The following is a 17,159-nucleotide window of genomic DNA, read 5'->3' as shown; positions in this document are numbered from 1 at the left end:
ACCGACCGGTCAGCTAAATGCAGCTATAACGTCCCCGAGAAGTGCGGAACGTCAGATCAAGAGGTGTTGATCGGCCGCTTTGAGAGCGCCGAACCATTCCTCGGCGACGTAGTCGCTGACGTACTCGATGCTTCCGAGCCGATTCGCGGGCACTTCGAAACCCGAGCGTCGGCTGGTCATGACCAGGCCGGCCAAGCGAAGTCCGGCCGGCCATCCTTCGAACTGGTCGGTGAGGTCGCTGAGCGCGTCGATGTCCGGGTCGACGCCCATGGCGGTGAGCAGTTGCTCGGTTTCGGCCAGGTTGAAGGCCAGGTCGTCCGTGACCACATCGATCACGCCCGGGTCGAGCCGGAATCGGGCAATCGCCTTGGCGTGATGGTGAGCCCGTCCCACGAGAACGAGCGTCGACGACGGCGCAAGGTTGGCGGTCACCTGGCTGAGCAGTGTGGCCGATGCTTCGCTCTCGAGGTGGTGGATGTCGTCGAGTACGAGGACGAAGGGCTCGGTACAGCTTGCGACCATCCGAGCGATGTCGGGATCCGCCTGCGAGTCGGACGCCCCAGTTCTCAGACTGGCCACAATCTGCTCAATGGCGTGGCTCAAGACCAAGGGGTCGTTGTCGATCGCTTCCAGGTTGAGCCAACGCACGACGCGATTGTCCTGAGCGGCCCAGCGCGCCACGAGTGCCGACTTTCCATAGCCCCCGGGGGCCAGGACGCGAATTACCCCGCCGGTCGCCGCGCTGAAGCGATCGTCGAGGCGGGTCCGCTCGATCAGTCGTGACCGGGTGCTCGGCGCACTGAGTCGCGCCGGGGGTCCGACAAAGCGTGTGGGGTCGCGGGTGGCAACCGGGTCACTCACGGCTCAACAAGTCCTTCGACCGACGTGCCTCAGCCAGGGGGAAGGCTGGGGACCGGCGGCCATCGTGATCGCGTCAAAGTACCACGGAGAAAGGGAACCGATGGACGATAGTGCCCCTGCATGAGGGCACTCGACGAGGAGGGGACTCGACGTCTGTTGTGTCGATCTTGGAGGGTGGCCGGCGTCAGCCGGCGAGGATTTTGGCCTTCTCCGTCTCGAACTCGGCATCGGTCACCACGCCCTGATCTCGCAGCGCTGCAAGTTGCTGCAACTGTTCGACGGGCGTGGCAGTGGGTGCGGCCGGCGCTGGGGCTGCCTGGGGCGCAGGCTGCGCCTCCTGCTGTTGTTCGGAGGCCCCCATCGGGCCACCAAACCGTCGCGCTTGGCGGCGCTGAACGCGGCCGGAGACCGCGGTGGCGGTACCGGCCACGACGGCCGTTCGGGCTGCCGCTCGCATCACGGGTCGTCGTCGCAACATGGTGTTCTCGCTTTCTCAGCCGGCCTCGGCCAGCGCGGTTTCCAGGGCGTTGCCCAGGTCGGCGGGGATAATCCCACCTTCGATCAGTTCGCCACCGGCGCGGCGGATCGCTTCGGCGAGCGGCTTCGCCCACAGGTCTTCCCACACCAGTATGAGCACCGATGAGCCGTCGGCGATCGACTCGGCGGCGTGCTCGATGTCCTCGGGGCCGATCATCCCGCCAACGTCCCCATCGAGAGCGGCAAATGCGCTGAGGTGTTCGTGCTCGTCAACCTCGAGCACAACGACGCTGCCGTCGTCACCCTTGGCGACCAACACCAGATCGACGATGCGGATCAAGCCGGCGTCGAGCAGTGCTGCCAGACCATCGGCGATCTCACCCGAGAAGTTGTTCTCGGGGAAGCCGACGATGACGTATTCGAACGGTGCAGCCATGGGCCCTCCACGTCGTGAATTGGTTGCCGGGAAACGTGAGCGGCGTCGTTGGACGGACCGCACGTCCCCACTGCAAGATACCCGAGATGGCGGGCCGCCACCTCCCCCACATCGGGCGATCGGCGCATAGGTGCGTGATCACCCGCTACGGGTGGTGCGGACGGGTGCACGTTGGCGTTTAATGAGTGCGATGTGGGACAACCTGGTGTTCTGTTGCGATGAGGTCGGCCGGTGACGCTGCTCGGTCCGTTCGATCGTCCGGTGGCGCTCAAGCTGCTCAATTCGGAGGTACTTTCAGCGACTCCGCCCGCCTCAGTCATTGTCGAGTGGCCAGAAGGCCAGTCGACACCAGCACAGCCGTCCACCCCGGCCGACGAGCGCCGGCTCGACGTCGCCCGATTTCTCGCCCAAGCGCTGCTGGGTGATTCGGGCGAGGTGGTCCCACAACTCGCCCGGCTCGAGGCGGTGGTCTCCGAGTCGATCGTTGTGTGGAGCCCATCGATGTACACCACTTCGAGACGCGAGCTGGTGGCGGCCATCTTCGACCACGACGATGCCGTCACCTCGACCAGTGTCGAGATCGTGGACGAGGTGATCAGCGGGCCACGGGTCTGTCTCGAGTGGCGGATCACCGGCGTATTCAACAACGCAGGCTTCCTCAACGATGACGTGCTCATCGAGCCGTCGCACTCCGAGATCGAAGCAGCGGGCATGCTGGTGTGCACCTTCGAGGATGAGTACGTCAGCCGAATCTGCTGTCCGTACGACCGCATCGCACTGCTCGAACAGGTCTTAACTCCATCGGCGAATGACCTGGCGCAGCGTTGAACCCCGGGGCCCCGGTTCGGTTCACCCCGATGGGGTGATGACGCACGGGCATGCCGGGCGCATCGTCGACAACACAACGGGGATATGGCGCACCGACGACACGATCGGTGGGTGGACGGCCCGCACAGGAGAACCCATGAGTGACGAAATGATCGACGACCTGGGTCCAGTCGACTACCTGGTCGTCGAGTTCCCGGCCGGACAGAGCAACTTCAACGGCGAGATGGCGGCCGAACTGGCGTCGCTGAATCGGGCGGGCACGATCCGGCTGCTCGACTTGCTGATCCTCCAGAAGGATGCGGACGGCGCGATCGAGGCCTTCGAGGTGGACGACTTCGATGAGGTCGACGGGTTGGTCGAGCTGGAAGGCGAGATCGCCGAGATTCTCGCTGCGAAGGACATCGCCAACCTCGCCGAGTCGATGCATCCGGGAAGCGTCGCCGGATGCATCGTCTGGGAGAACCTCTGGGCCGCACCGTTTGCGTCGGCCACCCGCCGCGCCGGTGGTCAGCAGATCGCCTCCGGTCGAATCCCCATCGAAGCCATTGTCGCCTCCCTCGAGGCGGATACCGACGAACCCGACGAAGGAGCCTGACCATGCCACTCCGACCAGCACGTAGGCGGCGCCGCGGCGTCATCGCAGCCCCGGTTGCCCGAACGGCCACCGCAGTTGGAACAGCAGCCGTCGTCTCCCACGGGGTGCGGCGCCGGCAGACTCGGCGCGTCGTCCGCCGCGTCCGCTGAGCACCGAGGGCATTCAGCCGATCGCCCAATGTGGGTGATGCGGCCCGAGACGGGCCGTTTCTAGGTTGTCGGTCCAGACCGCTGACGTCGCTGTCGGCGCGTCCGCCGGACCCGCAAGCCCACTGGAGACCAACGATGACGAACCGACCCGACAGCCATGCCCGCTCGATGCTGCCGATCCCGGACCGTCCCAAGTTTGGGCACACCACTTACGACGCCAAGGACCCGGAGACGAACTTTCCGCCGATCGAGCCGCTGTTGCCGCCCGAGGGCGCACCCAACGTGCTGATCGTGTTGCTCGACGACGTCGGGTTCGGGGCGTCGACCGCCTTCGGTGGCCCGTGTGCCACCCCCAACGCCGAGAAGCTCGCCGCCGGCGGCCTGAGCTACAACCGGTTTCACACCACGGCACTGTGTGCCCCGACCCGCGCTGCGATGCTCAGCGGCCGCAACCACCATTCCGTTGGGATGGGCTCGATCACCGAGACGGCCACATCGGCGCCCGGCAACAGCTCGGTGCGGCCCAACACCAAGGCCCCGCTGGCCATGACGTTGAAGCTCAACGGCTACTCGACGGCCCAGTTCGGCAAGTGCCACGAGGTGCCGGTGTGGCAGTCCTCGCCGCTCGGTCCCTTCGATTCGTGGCCGTCCGCCGGTGGCGGGTTCGAGACGTTCTACGGCTTCATCGGCGGCGAGAACAACCAGTGGGACCCTGCGCTGTACAACGGAACCACCCCGGTTGAGCCGCCGGCGACACCCGAGGAGGGCTACCACCTCACAGAGGATCTGGCCGATCATGCGGTCAACTGGATCCGCCAGCAGAAGTCCCTCATGCCGGACCGCCCGTTCTTTGCCTACTTCGCCCCCGGCGCCACCCACGCCCCGCACCATGTGCCCGAGGAGTGGCCGGCCAAGTACGCCGGGCAGTTCGCCGACGGCTGGGACGCGCTGCGCGAGAAGACCTTTGCCCGCCAGAAGGAGATGGGGATCATCCCGGCGGACGCCCAGCTCACCCCGCGCCCCGACGAGATCACCAGCTGGGCCGACATGCCCGAGGAGATGAAGCCGATCCTCGCCCGCCAGATGGAGGTGTACGCAGGGTTTCTCGAGCACACCGACCATCACGTCGGCCGGGTGATCGATGCGATCGACGAGCTGGGAGTGCTCGACAACACGATCATCTATTACATCGTCGGCGACAACGGAGCGTCGGCCGAAGGCACGATGAACGGCGCCTTCAACGAGATGGCCAACTTCAACGGCATGGCGGCGCTCGAGACGCCAGAGTTCCTGGCGTCGAAGATCGACGAGTTCGGCACGCCCAGCGCCTACAACCACTATTCGGTCGGTTGGGCCTGGGCGATGTGCACGCCGTTCCAGTGGACCAAGCAGGTGGCCTCGCACTGGGGCGGCACCCGCAACGGCACCATCGTCCACTGGCCCGACGGCATCGAGGAGAAGGGCGGGCTGCGCACCCAGTTCACGCACTGCATCGACGTGGCTCCGACCATCCTGGAGGCGGCGGGGCTACCCGAACCGACGATGGTCAACGGCGTGCAGCAGAGCCCGATCGAGGGCACGAGCATGCTCTACACCTTCAACGAGGCCAGCTCGCCGGAGCGCCACGACCTCCAGTACTTCGAGATGTTTGGCAACCGGGGGATCTACGACCAGGGCTGGAGCGCCGTCACCAAGCACAAGACGCCGTGGATCATGGTCGGCGGCGACCTGCCGGCGTTCGACGACGACGTCTGGGAGCTGTACGACGCAACGTCGGACTACAGCCAGGCGGTCGACCTGAGCAAGGACCATCCCGAAAAGCTCGCCAACCTGCAGCGCAAGTGGCTGATCGAGGCGACGAAGTTCAACGTGTTGCCGATGGACGACCGCACCGCCGAGCGGCTCGAGCCGAAACTGGCCGGTCGGCCGACGCTGGTTCACGGCAACACCCAGAAGTTCTACCCGGGCATGGGGCGGCTGTCCGAGAACAGCGTGGTCAGCATCAAGAACAAGTCGTTCTCGGTCACCGCCGAGGTCGACGTACCCGCTGCTGGGATCGATGGCGTGATCATCGCACAGGGTGGACGTTTCGGTGGCTGGGCGGTGTACGCCAAGGACGGCCTGCTGAACTTCGCCTACAACGTGCTCGGCATCGAGGAGTTCATCGTCACCTCAGACAGCGCGATCCCCGAGGGGACCCATCAGGTTCGTGCGGAGTTCGCCTACGACGGCGGAGGGCTCGGCAAGGGCGGCGACGTCACCCTCTACTGCGACGGTGACCAGATCGGCACCGGTCGGGTCGGGGGGACCCAACCCCTGGTCTTCTCGGCCGACGAAACCACCGACATCGGCTACGAGTCGGGCACGATGGTCAGTTCGGACTACGACCTGGTGACCAGTAAATTCAACGGCAAGATCCACTGGGTGCAGATCGATCTCGGATCCGACACCCACGATCACCTCATCGATCCGGAGGATCGCCACCGGATCGCGATCTCACAGCAATAGGGGAGAACCAGCGCGTCGTCCCCCTGTCCGGCCGATCGCCGGCCGGGGGGTCGACCCTGATAAGGAGTAGCGATGACCCCCTTCCAAACCAACCTGCTGTATCTGTTCGTCGCCGGGCTCGTCGCCGGAGGGCTGGGCTATGGCATCCGCCGGTTCTTTCCGGGCATCGAGAAGGCCGATGCGGCACCGTGGGCGGCGACGCTGTCCTACGTCTCGACAGCGTTTGGCGTGGTCGTCGGCTTCTCGATCCTGTTCCTGTTCGGGCAGTTCGCCGCGGCGCGTTCCGCCGTCGGCGACGAGGCAACCTCGATCGGCACGGCCTTTGAGGAGGCCAAGCTCTTTCCCGCCGCGTCGGAGGGCATCCAGGGTGCGCTCATCTGTTACGGCCGGAGCGTGTCGGAGTTCGACTGGCCATCAATGCGGAACGATGGCGTCGGAGCGTCGCAGGTTGACCAGACGTTCAGCGATCTCGTCGCGTCGCTCGGTCAGGGCGACACGGCGACCACCGGTGCCCTCAACTCGGCCGCCGCAACCAACATGGCCTCACAGGTGGGCAGCATCTCGACCGCACGGGAGACCAGGCTCGTGGCGGCGGAGACCTCGGTGCCGACCATGCTCTGGCTGCTGTTGTTCGTCGGCGCAGCGTTCGTTGTGGCGCTGATCTTCATGGTCACCCACTCGGCCGCTCCGCTCACGCAGTCGTTGTTGCTGGGCGCTTCGGCGATCTTCACGGCAGTCCTGATCCTGCTGGTCGTCTCGCTGAGTCGGCCCTACTCGGGAGGGGGAGGCGCCGTGACGCCAAGGTTGATCGAAGAAACAACGACGTTCATGGAGGCTTCGGCCCCCCAGTTGGCAGCCCAGCCGTGCCCAGCGCCAACGGCTGACTGATCACCCGATCGGGGTGATGACCAAACGGTGATCCAGGTCCATTCTGGACCCATGTTTGCCTATGACTATCCCCTTCTATCCGTCTTCTGGACAGTGCTCTGGATCTACCTGATCTTCGCCTGGTTCATGCTGCTGTTCAGCGTCATCGCTGACATCTTCCGCAACCACGAGATGCGAGGTTTCTCCAAGGCGATCTGGCTGGTCGTCGTCATCTTGATCCCGTTCCTCGGGGTGTTGATCTATGTGTTGGCCCACGGGGACGAGATGAGCCAGCGGAAGCTGGCCGAGGCTCAGGCCCAGGACGCTGCCATGCGGTCCTATGTGCAGGATGCGGCCGGTACCCCAAGCCATGCCGACGAGATCGCCAAGTTGGCTGCGCTCCGTGACCAAGGGGCGATCACCGACGCCGAGTTTGCGGCCGGGAAGGCCAAGATCCTTGCGTGAGCAGTCCGCTTCGGCCGGCTGATGGGCTCGGATCTGCTGTCGGCAAGCCCTCAGCCCACGGGCTGGGGGCTGCCGCAGGTTCCGGACGACTGGACGGTCGTCGATACCAAGCGGGCCGGTCCGTTCGTCGTCGGCGCCCACGTCCGACGGGCCGATGGGCGTCTCGTCGAGTGGCGTGCTCGTGCCCACCGCAAGCGTCTCGGGCTCGGCAGGAGCGATGGGGCCGGTCCGGATCAAGTCCGTCCCGGGCCGACTGCCTCGTGTTGGTGGATGGCCGGTCTGTTCGCCGGCGGGTCCGTCTGCTTCGCCCTGGGGTCGTTGCCCCCGTTCTTCGATGGCGTTGCCCCGTCGGTCGTCGCCGCCACGTTTTTTGGCGGTTCCCTGTTGTTCACCAGTGCCAGTGCCATCCAGTACGACGAGAGTCGGGCTGCCCCAGGGGGCATCGGGCCGGCTTCGAAGCGACGCCCTATACTTCGGAGGCTGCTCGGCGTGTCGCCCAGCAGCCTCGGTTGGTGGTCAGCGGCTGTCCAGTTGGTGGGCACCCTGCTGTTCAACCTCAGCACCTTCGCAGCGATGCAGAGCGGCCTCGACACCCAGCAGGACCGCCGACTCATCTGGGCGCCGGATCTCTTCGGTTCGCTGTGCTTTCTCGTGGCCAGCGGGCTTGCATTCGTCGAGGTGAACGCCGGGCTGATGCCTCGCCCCGACGGATCGACCGGCTGGAGAATCGCTGCGCTCAACATGGTGGGTTCAATCGCGTTCGGCGTATCCGCAGTAGCGGCCCGGTACCTGCCCACCTCGGGGCAGTCGGCCAACATCGCGCTTGTCAACGCAAGCACGTTTGTCGGTGCGCTGTGCTTCCTCGGCGGATCGATGCTGCTGCCGGTCGAGGCGGCGAAGGGTGCCCCGGCAATGGCTTCGGCCGGCTGATGAGCGAGGGGCGGCGACCTGCGCCCGGTGCGGCGATGAGGCGGTGGTGGGCGTCGGCGCGGCCGACCGACCGCGCCGAATTGCAGACCGACGTCGTGGCCGGCCTGCCGGTAGCCATCGGGGGCGTGCCGGACGGCATGGCCGCCAGCGTGCTCGCGGGGGTGAACCCGGTGCACGGGCTGTACGCCAGCCTGGTGGCGCCGATCGCCGGTGGGCTGACGAGCAGCACCCGGCTGATGGTGGTGACCACCACCAGCGCTGCGGCGTTGGCGGCCGGGTCGGCCCTGGCACCGGTCGACCCGGCGGAGCGCACCGAGGCGCTGTTTCTGCTGACCGCGCTGGCTGGCGGGATCATGGTCGCTGCCGGGCTCCTGAAGCTCGGGCGCTACACCCGCTTTGTTTCCCACTCGGTGATGACCGGGTTTCTCACCGGTGTCGCCGTCAACATCCTTCTCTCCCAGCTCAACTACTTCACCGGCGTGCCGTCGCAGGGTGGCCCGGCGATTCGCCGGGCCCTGCACGTGATCACCCATCCGGGCCTGTTCGACTGGCCGACGCTGATCACCGGGCTCTGCGCCATCGCCATCCTGCTCGCACTCCGGCGGGGCCCGGTGGCGTCGTATGCATCGATGGTGGCGCTGGCCGTGCCGACGATTGCGCTTCAGCTGCTCGGCACGGCTGGCGTTGTGCGCGTCGGCGACGTCGGCGAGATCCCGGCGGGCCTGCCGCTGCCGCATATCCCACCGTTGAGCGCCTTCTCGCTCAACGTGGTTGCCGGCGCCTTCGCGGTGGCTGCGATCGTCCTCGTTCAGGGGGCGGGGGTCAGCGAGTCGGCCCCCAACCCAGACGGAACGCCGGCCGATCCGAATCGGGACTTCATCGCCCAGGGTGCCGGCAACCTGGCCGCCGGGTTCTATCGGGGGCAGCCCACGGGTGGCTCGGTCGGCCAAACGGCCCTCAACCGCAGCGCCGGGGCCGTCGGTCGGTGGGCGGCGGTGGCGGCCGGTGTGTGGATGCTGGTCATCCTGGCCCTGTTCTCCAGCCTGGTGAAGGTCGTGCCGATGACGACGCTGGCCGCGGTGCTCATCGTGGCCGCGTACGGTGCGCTTCGCTGGGGCCGGGTGGTCACGGTGTGGCAGGCCGGTCCCAGCTCTCAGATCGCCCTGGTCGCCACCTTTGTGGCCACCCTGTTGCTCCCGATCGCGGCGGCGGTGGGTATTGGCGTGGTGCTCTCGTTGCTCCTTCAGCTCAACACCGAGCTGATGGACCTCAAGGTGGTGCGTCTGGTGCCACTTGAGGACGGCCACTTTGAGGAGGTCAAGGTTCCGCAGCGTCTCGAGGGCCGACGCGTGGTGCTGCTCGACGTGTACGGCAGCCTGCTGTATGCCGGCTCCCGCACGATCGAGCAGCACCTGCCCGACCCCACCGGCGTGGACTCCCCGGCCGTCGTCCTGCGGCTTCGCGGCCGATCGACGGCCGGGTCGACCGCCATGGTCGTCATCGCCGGGTATGCAGATCGTGTGGCCGCTGCGGGCGGCCACCTGTTCTTGAGCGGCGTCAGCGGGCCGGTGCTGGAGACCTTGGAACGTTCCGGGCGGATCGACCTGAAGGAGAAGGTCACCGTCTTCGAGGCCGACGCGATCGTGGGGCACTCCTCCGAAGTGGCGTATCGGGCGGCCGAAACCTGGCTCGAGGATCACCCCACCGGAGGTCGGACGTGAGCGGCGATCGGGTTCAATCTCGGCGTCATCCATCGACGCAGCCGTCGACGCTGAAGACGGCGGCCAGGGATGCCCTGACGCCGGACACGGGGTGCCGCGACACGAGCGCGTCGTTGATCGGCCTGGCCGGGGGCGCTTCTCGATGGGGGCACCGCCTGGCGAGGGATACCCCGCTGACGGGGAGGGACCGCCGCACCGCGTGGCCCTCTCGCCCTTCTCGATCTCGCCCGTCGCGGTGACCAACGCCGATTTCGACCGGTTTACCGACGCCACCGGGTACCGCACGGGCGCCGAAGCCGACGGGTGATCGCTCGTGTTCGCCGGCCTGGTGCCAGACGACGTTCCCGACGTCCGCGGAAATGCTCCTGCGCCGTGGTGGCGACAGGTGGTTGACGCCGATTGGCGACACCCGGAGGGTCCCTACTCGTCGAGCGAGGGGCGCGGCGACCATCCGGTGGTCCACGTCAGCTGGTTGGATGCCCAGGCCTACTGCGCGTGGAGTGGCACCTGCCTGCCTACCGAGGCGGAGTGGGAGTACGCCGCCCGGGGCGGATTCGACCGGCGGCGCTTCCCGTGGGGAGATGATCTCGCACCGGGCGGCCAGCACCACATGAACGTCTTCCAGGGTACGTTTCCTGGTCACAACAGCGGGGAGGACGGCTGGATTGGGACGTGCCCGGTGACCGCGTTTCAACCCAACGGGTTTGGGCTCTTCAACATGACCGGCAACGTGTGGGAGTGGTGTTCGGACTGGTTCTCCGTCACCTACTCGATGGCGCCGAGAGCCGACCCCCAGGGGCCTGTCTGGGGGGAACGCCGAGTGATGCGGGGCGGGTCGTACCTGTGTCACGACTCCTACTCCAACCGCTGCCGGGTGGCGGCCCGCAGCTCGAACAGCCCGGACAGGTGCTCCGGCAACATCGGCTTCCGGGTGGTGATCTCAGGGAACTGACAGGCCTGTGGGCCCACGCGGCTGCGCCCGACGCTTGATGAGCGTCGGGCGCAGGTGCGGTGTATCTCTGTCGTGTGGTCCGACCGGAGGGTCGGACCGGTGTCAGTTGGAGCGCAACTCGCCGCCGTGCACCATCAGCGCCCAGATGACGAGGGCATCGATCACGATGATGATGATCGCCCAAAACGGGTAGACCGGCAGCCACAGGAAGTTGGCGATCATGCTGACCGCAGCGACGATCACTCCTACCGTCCGAGCCAGGACGTTGCCGGTGAACACCCCGAACCCTGACAGCACGATGAGGGCGCCGATGATGACGTGCACCCAACCCCATCCGGTGAGGTCCAGAAAGACGGCGTTGGTGTTGCCGAAAACCACCCAATTGTCGTTGAACAGTGCGACGAAGCCATAGATGATGCTCAGCGTGCCGCCGATGAGCAGCATGGTCCCGGCAAAGTAGATCCAGCCGGTCCAGCCAGTTCGCTCCTCGGTCTGCGTCATGCGTGTGTCGGTCATGGTTTCTCCTCCGTGTTGGATACTCCTAGGACCGTAAAGGTGGGGGGTCGGTCTCGTCGTCGCCCAGATGGGGTGATCGTGATCACAGCGTTGGCCATCCAGGGTTTTTCGGACAGCGAGGTAACGTGGCGATGGCCATCCGGTAAGCGCCGGTCCGGCGCCTCATGATCGGTAGACGATGTGCACCTGATCGAGATCCCGGAACCGAAGGCCTCCGATCCGCTGGTGTGTCAGGTTTACGATGCGATCCTCCGGCCGTCCTTCGACGCCGACGAGCTGCCCTCGGTCGGGGCCGTCACCGGTGGGGTGGGGGGTCGGGCCCACCGCCTGTTGGTCGTCGCCGTCGATGACGAGGTTCCGATCGGCGCCGCCCTGTACACCGAGGACGGAACGGGTGTGGGCAAGCTCGACTATCTGGCGGCGCGACCCGACGGTCGCAGCCGCGGCGTTGGGTCTGCATTGATGGGTCGCCTCGCATCGGTCTGGTCCGACCGAGCGATCGTGGCCGTGCTGGGTGAAGTGCACGATCCGCGCTTTCATGTCGAGGGTCCGGGCGAGCAAGCGGTGGCCATGCTGCGCTTCTGCCAGCGCAACGGCGCCCGGTTGCTCGACATCCCGTGGGTTCAGCCGCGCCTGTCCCCGGCCGGCGCCCGAGTGCACCACATGTTGCTGGTCGACCTGCTTGCCGGGTCCGAGCGAGCGTTGCCGAGTGCAACCCGGGGTCGGTGGATCGAGGGCTACTACCTGGCCGCCGAGGGCGCTGTACCCACCGATCCGACATTCCGGGCCCTGCGGGCACGCGTGTTCGCCCATGATCCCGTCGGCTTCGGTGCGGTTGAGAACCCCCAGGTCGAGCCGCTCGACCTCAGCGGCGTCGATCCGTCGGGGTGCTCGGCTGGGAGGCGTCGGCGGTTGCCGGGTCGGACCCCGGGGCCGGGTAGTAGCGGCGCTTCGCCCAGAGAGCGACGTACACCAAGGCGACGAGGACGGGAACCTCGATCAGCGGGCCGATCGTGCCGGCGAGGGCTTGGCCGCTGGTGACCCCGAAGACCGAGATTGCCACCGCTATGGCCAGCTCGAAATTGTTGCCGGCGGCAGTGAAGGCGACCGAGGCGTTGCGGTCGTAGGGGAGGCCGAGGCGGTAGCCGGAGAAGAACGACGCAAACCACATGACGGCGAAGTAGATGAGGAGCGGGACGGCGACCCGGGCGACGTCGAAGGGTCGGTCGGTGATCTGTTCACCCTGAAGCGCAAACAGGATCACGATCGTGAACAGCAGGCCGTACAGGGCGATCGGGCCGATGCGGGGCAGGAAGCGCTGCTCGTACCATTCGGTGCCCTTGCGCTTCTCGCCCAGCATGCGGGTGAGGAACCCGGCCAAGAGCGGAATCCCCAGAAAGATCAGCACCGATCGGGCGATCTCCCACAGACCGACGTCGAGGGCCTGCGTGTCGAGGCCGAGCCAGCCGGGCAGCACGGTGAGGTAGAACCAGCCGAGCACGGAGTACATGACGATCTGAAACGCCGAGTTGATCGCAACCAGCACCGCGCCCAGCTCACTGTTGCCGCACGCCAGGTCGTTCCAGATGAGCACCATGGCGATGCAGCGGGCCAGCCCGACGATGATCAGTCCGGTGCGAAGTTCCGGCAGGTCGCCGAGGAAGACCCAGGCCAGCGTAAACATCAGGGCGGGGCCGATAACCCAGTTCATCACCAGCGACAGGCCGAGGGTGCGGTGATCGCCGAGGTGTTCGCCGATGCGCCGGTACCGGACTTTGGCCAGCACGGGGTACATCATCGCCAGCAGGCCGACGGCGATCGGCACCGAGACCGTGCCGATCGTGATCTTGTCAAGCCAGTCGTTGAGGTCGGGCAGCGCCCGCCCGAGGCCCAGCCCGGCCACCATCGCCAGGCCGATCCAGACCGGGAGGTAACGGTTGAGGGTCGACAGCCTGGTTGGGTCCGTGGATGTGGGGTCGGCCACCAACGTGTCGCTCACTGCGGGGCGCAGCACGGCGCGCCTGCGTCCTTGGCGATGACGGTGTTGGCCATCTGTTCGGCGTCGCCGGTCTTGACGTACACCTCCCACGGGGCGCCGTCGGGATCGCCGACCCAAGTCTCGGTCTTGAGCGCATAGCAGCAGGTGGTGTCGTCCACACCGGTGGTCTCAAGCCCGTCGTTCGTCAGACGTCCCTCGGCTGCGAGCACCTCCTCCGCTGTCTCGACCTCGACCCCGAGATGGTTCAGGGTGCCCCCGTCGCCACCTTCGATCAGCACCAGCTTCAGCGGTGGGTCGGTGACGGCGAAGTTGGCGTAGCCCGGCCTGCGCTTGTTCACGTCGGTGTTGAACAGTTTGGAGTAGAACTCGACCGCCTGGTCGAGGTTGGAGACGTTCAGGGCGAGCTGGACACGTGACATGGGGGCGCTCCTCGGGCGTTGGGGTGGGGTAGATTGACGGTTGTCGATGTGATCATCGTACCCATACATCGACGCTCGTCAATGTAATCTGGGGACGACGGTGCGTTGGAGGATCGTGATGAGCGCTACTGGCCGGATTCGTAAGGATTCCCCGGTCGTCTGCTGCTCGTCTGTGACGGAGGTCCCGCTGGGCGACGCCGAAGCAACCTCGCTGGCCAGGACCTACGCGGCCCTGAGCGACCCGGTCCGCCTCAGGCTCCTCAGCCTGATCGCGTCCGCTGGGGAGATGTGCTCGTGCGACCTCGTCGAGCCACTGGCCAAGAGCCAGCCGACGGTGAGCCACCACACCAGAATCCTGGCCGAGGCCGGTTTGATCGACGGCGACAAGCGGGGCCGCTGGGTCTATTGGAGGGTGTCGCCCAAACGGTCCAACTTCGTCAGCCAGGTACTCGGCGGCTGAGTGCCGCGTGCCTCGAGTCGTCCCACTTGGCGGTTGCGACATCCTGCGTCCAGCGTTGTCCCGCCAGGAACCGCTTGTCTCAACCGGTTGGCAGGCGCAGGATGAAGTTCTCGATGACGGGACATCGGGGCAAGCGGGGGGCGGCGGCGCGTAGCACCGCTGGTTCTGCGCGCTCCGGCGTCTCCCGCCGTCGCAACAACAGAGACGGAAAGGGACATTATGAACAGCGTCTTCCCATGGCGACGGCTGCTGCGTTTCGGCGCGGTTGGCTTCGCTGCCTTAGTACTTTTCGCATGCTCGGCGCCGGCACCACCGCCGGGCGGTGGCGGCCAGGGGTCGTCGGCGACGGTGCTCTTGGACGGTTTGAGTTCGCCGAAGGGTCTCGACAGTTTCTTCGGCCAGCCGATCGTCGCTCAGGGGGCCTTCGGGCCTCCCGGCCCCGTCCTCTCCTACAGCCGATCACTTTGGCACCAGCCGAAAACGATCGAGCTGAGCGACCCGATCGGCCTGATCGATGTTGCTGCTGCTCACGACGGGTCGCTCTGGGGGCTGGGTAGCGACGCGCAGGACGGTTCTCCCCGCATGCTCTACCGCAAGGGGGCGTTCGACCGCACGTTCCTGCCGGTGGCCGACATCACCGCCTACCAGCAGGGTGACCCGGATCCTTCCGACCTCGAAGATGATCCCACCGAGTCGAACCCGTACGGAGTAGCTGCGTTGAGCAATGGCGACGCGCTCGTCGCCGATGCCGCCAACAACGATCTGTTGCGGATCACCCGCAGCGGTCACATCAGCACGGTGGCTCGATTCGACACCGAGGCGATCTCAACCGATCACCTGGGTGATCCCAACCTCCCGCCAGCGCTGCCGACCGAGGCGGTGCCGACGTCGATCGCCGTCGTGGGGCGGTGGGCGTATGTCGGCGAGCTCAAGGGCTTCCCGTTCCGACCCGGTAGTTCGAGGGTGTGGAAGATCGACACCCGCTCCAACGGTGCGGTGTGTTCGGCCAACCCCGCCAACGCCACCAGCGGATGCTCCTCGGCGATGACGGGCTTTACCGCCATTCAGGACCTGGACATCAACCCGTGGACCGGTGAGACGTACGTGTATCAACTCGCCGCCGGGGGCGTCGGGGCCTTTGAGGAAGGTTTCGATACCGGCAACTTCCCACCCGCTGTGCTGGAGAAGGTGTCGCGCAGCGGCGTCCGCACCGAGCTGGTCCCAGGGCAGCTGAGCCAGCCGGGCGGCGTCGACGTCGGCCCCTTTGGCACGGTCCACGTGACCGACGGGGTCTTCGGCAACGGACGGTTGTTGCGTATCAGCGGCTGACCACCGCATCCCCATGCGGTCACGTGGTCTGGCACCAGGGGGCGCTCCATGTGGGAGCGCCCCCGAGCGCCGGACCGCTCGAACGTTAGAGTCGGCGGGTGCGCGTCGACCCGGCAGCCCACGAGCGCCGCTGGTGGGCGCTCGGGGTGCTCACCCTTCCCGTGCTGATCATCTCGATGGACTCGACGATCCTGGGGTTCGCCGTGCCTCAGCTCAGCGAGGCGCTGCAGCCGTCGAGTTCTCAGCTGTTGTGGATCGTCGACATCTATTCGTTCGTCCTCGCAGGGCTCCTGATCACGATGGGGTCGCTGGGGGATCGCATCGGTCGGCGACGTCTGCTCGTCGCCGGCGCCGTTGCGTTCAGCGCCGCCTCGCTGTTGGCGGCGTTCGCCACCGACGCCAACATGCTGATCGGTGCCCGCGCTCTGCTCGGTGTGGCGGGGGCGACGCTGATGCCATCGACGTTGTCGTTGCTGCGCAACGTCTTCATCGATCCGCGCGAGCGGCAGACGGCGATCGCGCTGTGGGCAACCGCCTTTGCGGCGGGCACGGCCCTCGGCCCGATCGTCGGAGGGTTTCTCCTTGAGCACTACTGGTGGGGTTCGGTGTTCACCGTCGGGATTCCGGTGACCGCCCTCCTGGCGGTGTTGGCGCCTCGGCTCGTTCCCGAATCGAAGGACCCCAACCCAGGGGCATTCGATTTGGTGAGCGCCGGTCTGTCGATGGTGGCGATGCTTCCCACCGTCTTTGCGGTCAAGCTGGTCGCCGAGCGTGGTTGGTCGGCCAGTGCGATGGTCGCGTTGACGATCGGCATCACCGCCGGGGTCGTGTTCGTCCGGCGTCAGCGTCGTCTCGTCGATCCGATGATCGACGTCTCGCTCTTCGCCGTGCCGAAGTTCCGCATGGCGGTGACCGGCAACCTCGTCGCGTGTTTCGGCTTCGCCGGCACGATGTTCTTCGTCACCCAGCACCTTCAGCTCGTCGTCGGCCTGTCTCCGCTCCGGGCCGGCGTTCAGTTGTTGCCGGCGGTCGCCGCCACCATCGTCTTCATGCTTCTGGCCCCGGTCGCTGCCCGCCGGTGGGGTCCCTTTGCCGTCATCGCCGCCGGGCTCGGGTGCGGCGCCGTCGGGTTTGTGTTGCTGGCGCAGGTGGGTGCCGACGGGTCGACGGCGATCGTCACCGCAGCGGTCATCGTGCTCAACGCCGGTCTCGGTGCGGCGATGACCGTCGCCGTCGACGGCATCATGGCCGCCATCCCCGCCGAGCGTGCCGGTGCCGGTGCGTCCGTGTCGGAGACCGCCAACGAGCTCGGCATCGCCCTCGGCACGGCCGTGCTCGGCAGCATCATGATTGCGGTGTATCGCGCCAACCTGGGCTCGCCGACGGGCATCGGCCCCAACGATCTCGCCGATGCCCGCGAGACACTCGGGGCTGCGATCTCAGCGTCGGAACGTTTGGGCGATCCAGCCGGCCCGGCGCTGCTGGAAGCGGCACGCGGAGCGTTTGTCGACGGGGTTCGTGCCGCATCCCTGGTCGCCGTCGTCGCATTGGCCGTGGTCGCTGCGTGGGCGCTTCGCTCTCGTCTGGCCGATAGACCGAAGGACGCGACCGCCCCCAGCGTCCCAACAGCAGCCCAACGCTGACCGT

The 17,159-nt window shown here is 66.7% G+C and carries 16 protein-coding genes and 2 pseudogenes; 12 read left to right on the top strand and 6 right to left on the bottom strand.

The genetic code is table 11. The annotated features are described in order from the left end of the window. Nucleotides 1-51 precede the first annotated feature (51 nt). The 3 genes from PKD89_RS06405 to PKD89_RS06395 form a co-directional block, all read right to left on the bottom strand. A complete protein-coding gene (locus PKD89_RS06405) occupies nucleotides 52-861 on the bottom strand; it encodes a hypothetical protein (protein ID WP_324332325.1) in 810 nt (269 codons plus the stop codon). Between the two features lie 184 nt (nucleotides 862-1,045). Beyond that, complete coding sequence (locus tag PKD89_RS06400; RefSeq protein ID WP_287380352.1) at nucleotides 1,046-1,222, bottom strand: SHOCT domain-containing protein; 177 nt, start codon at nucleotides 1,220-1,222, stop codon at nucleotides 1,046-1,048. Between the two features lie 132 nt (nucleotides 1,223-1,354). Further along, nucleotides 1,355-1,774: a DUF6325 family protein gene (locus tag PKD89_RS06395; protein WP_287380354.1), complete on the bottom strand. Its 420-nt coding sequence runs from the start codon at nucleotides 1,772-1,774 to the stop codon at nucleotides 1,355-1,357. Nucleotides 1,775-2,005: 231 nt separating this feature from the next. Between PKD89_RS06395 and PKD89_RS06390 the strand changes: the two genes are divergently transcribed. The 8 genes and pseudogenes from PKD89_RS06390 to PKD89_RS06355 all read left to right on the top strand — a co-directional run bounded on the left by PKD89_RS06390 (nucleotide 2,006) and on the right by PKD89_RS06355 (nucleotide 10,789). After that, entirely contained in the window at nucleotides 2,006-2,602 is a 597-nt protein-coding gene (locus PKD89_RS06390) for a nuclear transport factor 2 family protein (RefSeq protein WP_287390214.1), read from the top strand. 136 nt (nucleotides 2,603-2,738) lie between these two features. Then, nucleotides 2,739-3,197, top strand: coding sequence for a DUF6325 family protein (locus PKD89_RS06385; RefSeq protein ID WP_287380359.1), 459 nt, complete (start codon nucleotides 2,739-2,741; stop codon nucleotides 3,195-3,197). A gap of 284 nt (nucleotides 3,198-3,481) precedes the next feature. Then, the gene (locus PKD89_RS06380; protein WP_289010260.1) at nucleotides 3,482-5,854 is read left to right on the top strand and encodes an arylsulfatase; all 2,373 of its coding nucleotides are present in this window, start codon (nucleotides 3,482-3,484) and stop codon (nucleotides 5,852-5,854) included. A 72-nt stretch (nucleotides 5,855-5,926) separates the two neighbouring features. Then, nucleotides 5,927-6,742, top strand: a complete 816-nt coding sequence (locus PKD89_RS06375; RefSeq protein WP_287380361.1) for a DUF4239 domain-containing protein — start codon at nucleotides 5,927-5,929, stop codon at nucleotides 6,740-6,742. A 51-nt stretch (nucleotides 6,743-6,793) separates the two neighbouring features. After that, the gene (locus PKD89_RS06370; protein ID WP_287390212.1) at nucleotides 6,794-7,186 is read left to right on the top strand and encodes an SHOCT domain-containing protein; all 393 of its coding nucleotides are present in this window, start codon (nucleotides 6,794-6,796) and stop codon (nucleotides 7,184-7,186) included. 21 nt (nucleotides 7,187-7,207) lie between these two features. After that, complete coding sequence (locus PKD89_RS06365) at nucleotides 7,208-8,116, top strand: YrhK family protein (protein ID WP_289010259.1); 909 nt, start codon at nucleotides 7,208-7,210, stop codon at nucleotides 8,114-8,116. Between the two features lie 35 nt (nucleotides 8,117-8,151). After that, nucleotides 8,152-9,837: a SulP family inorganic anion transporter gene (locus PKD89_RS06360; RefSeq protein WP_289010258.1), complete on the top strand. Its 1,686-nt coding sequence runs from the start codon at nucleotides 8,152-8,154 to the stop codon at nucleotides 9,835-9,837. A 142-nt stretch (nucleotides 9,838-9,979) separates the two neighbouring features. Then, nucleotides 9,980-10,789, top strand: a pseudogene (locus PKD89_RS06355) (formylglycine-generating enzyme family protein). Nucleotides 10,790-10,891: 102 nt separating this feature from the next. On the opposite strand, the gene PKD89_RS06350 reads toward PKD89_RS06355, so the two are convergent. Next, nucleotides 10,892-11,305 carry a DUF7144 family membrane protein gene (locus tag PKD89_RS06350; protein WP_287380370.1) on the bottom strand — a complete coding sequence of 138 codons (414 nt, stop codon included), beginning with the start codon at nucleotides 11,303-11,305 and terminating at the stop codon, nucleotides 10,892-10,894. A 180-nt stretch (nucleotides 11,306-11,485) separates the two neighbouring features. Here PKD89_RS06350 and PKD89_RS19925 point away from each other — a divergent pair. Further along, nucleotides 11,486-11,773, top strand: a pseudogene (locus PKD89_RS19925) (GNAT family N-acetyltransferase); the annotation flags it as partial. A gap of 397 nt (nucleotides 11,774-12,170) precedes the next feature. Here the strand turns inward: PKD89_RS19925 and arsB are convergent. Beyond that, the gene (gene arsB / locus PKD89_RS06345) at nucleotides 12,171-13,304 is read right to left on the bottom strand and encodes an ACR3 family arsenite efflux transporter (RefSeq protein WP_425591232.1); all 1,134 of its coding nucleotides are present in this window, start codon (nucleotides 13,302-13,304) and stop codon (nucleotides 12,171-12,173) included. Beyond that, the gene (locus PKD89_RS06340; protein ID WP_287390201.1) at nucleotides 13,301-13,723 is read right to left on the bottom strand and encodes an ArsI/CadI family heavy metal resistance metalloenzyme; all 423 of its coding nucleotides are present in this window, start codon (nucleotides 13,721-13,723) and stop codon (nucleotides 13,301-13,303) included. The genes arsB and PKD89_RS06340 overlap by 4 nt, the downstream gene beginning before the upstream one ends. 172 nt (nucleotides 13,724-13,895) lie before the next feature. Between PKD89_RS06340 and PKD89_RS06335 the strand changes: the two genes are divergently transcribed. The 3 genes from PKD89_RS06335 (at nucleotide 13,896) to PKD89_RS06325 (ending at nucleotide 17,155) form a co-directional block, all read left to right on the top strand. Continuing rightward, nucleotides 13,896-14,183: an ArsR/SmtB family transcription factor gene (locus PKD89_RS06335; RefSeq protein WP_287390199.1), complete on the top strand. Its 288-nt coding sequence runs from the start codon at nucleotides 13,896-13,898 to the stop codon at nucleotides 14,181-14,183. A gap of 219 nt (nucleotides 14,184-14,402) precedes the next feature. Continuing rightward, a complete protein-coding gene (locus tag PKD89_RS06330) occupies nucleotides 14,403-15,512 on the top strand; it encodes a ScyD/ScyE family protein (RefSeq protein ID WP_289010256.1) in 1,110 nt (369 codons plus the stop codon). 98 nt (nucleotides 15,513-15,610) lie between these two features. Beyond that, nucleotides 15,611-17,155 carry an MFS transporter gene (locus PKD89_RS06325; protein WP_289010255.1) on the top strand — a complete coding sequence of 515 codons (1,545 nt, stop codon included), beginning with the start codon at nucleotides 15,611-15,613 and terminating at the stop codon, nucleotides 17,153-17,155. The last annotated feature ends 4 nt before the right edge of the window (nucleotides 17,156-17,159 follow it).

The organism is Candidatus Neomicrothrix sp., from assembly GCF_035329545.1.
Taxonomy (GTDB): domain Bacteria; phylum Actinomycetota; class Acidimicrobiia; order Acidimicrobiales; family Microtrichaceae; genus Microthrix; species Microthrix subdominans.
Note: the sequence above shows the minus strand (reverse complement) of the source record. Positions and strands in the feature narration are given on the sequence as shown.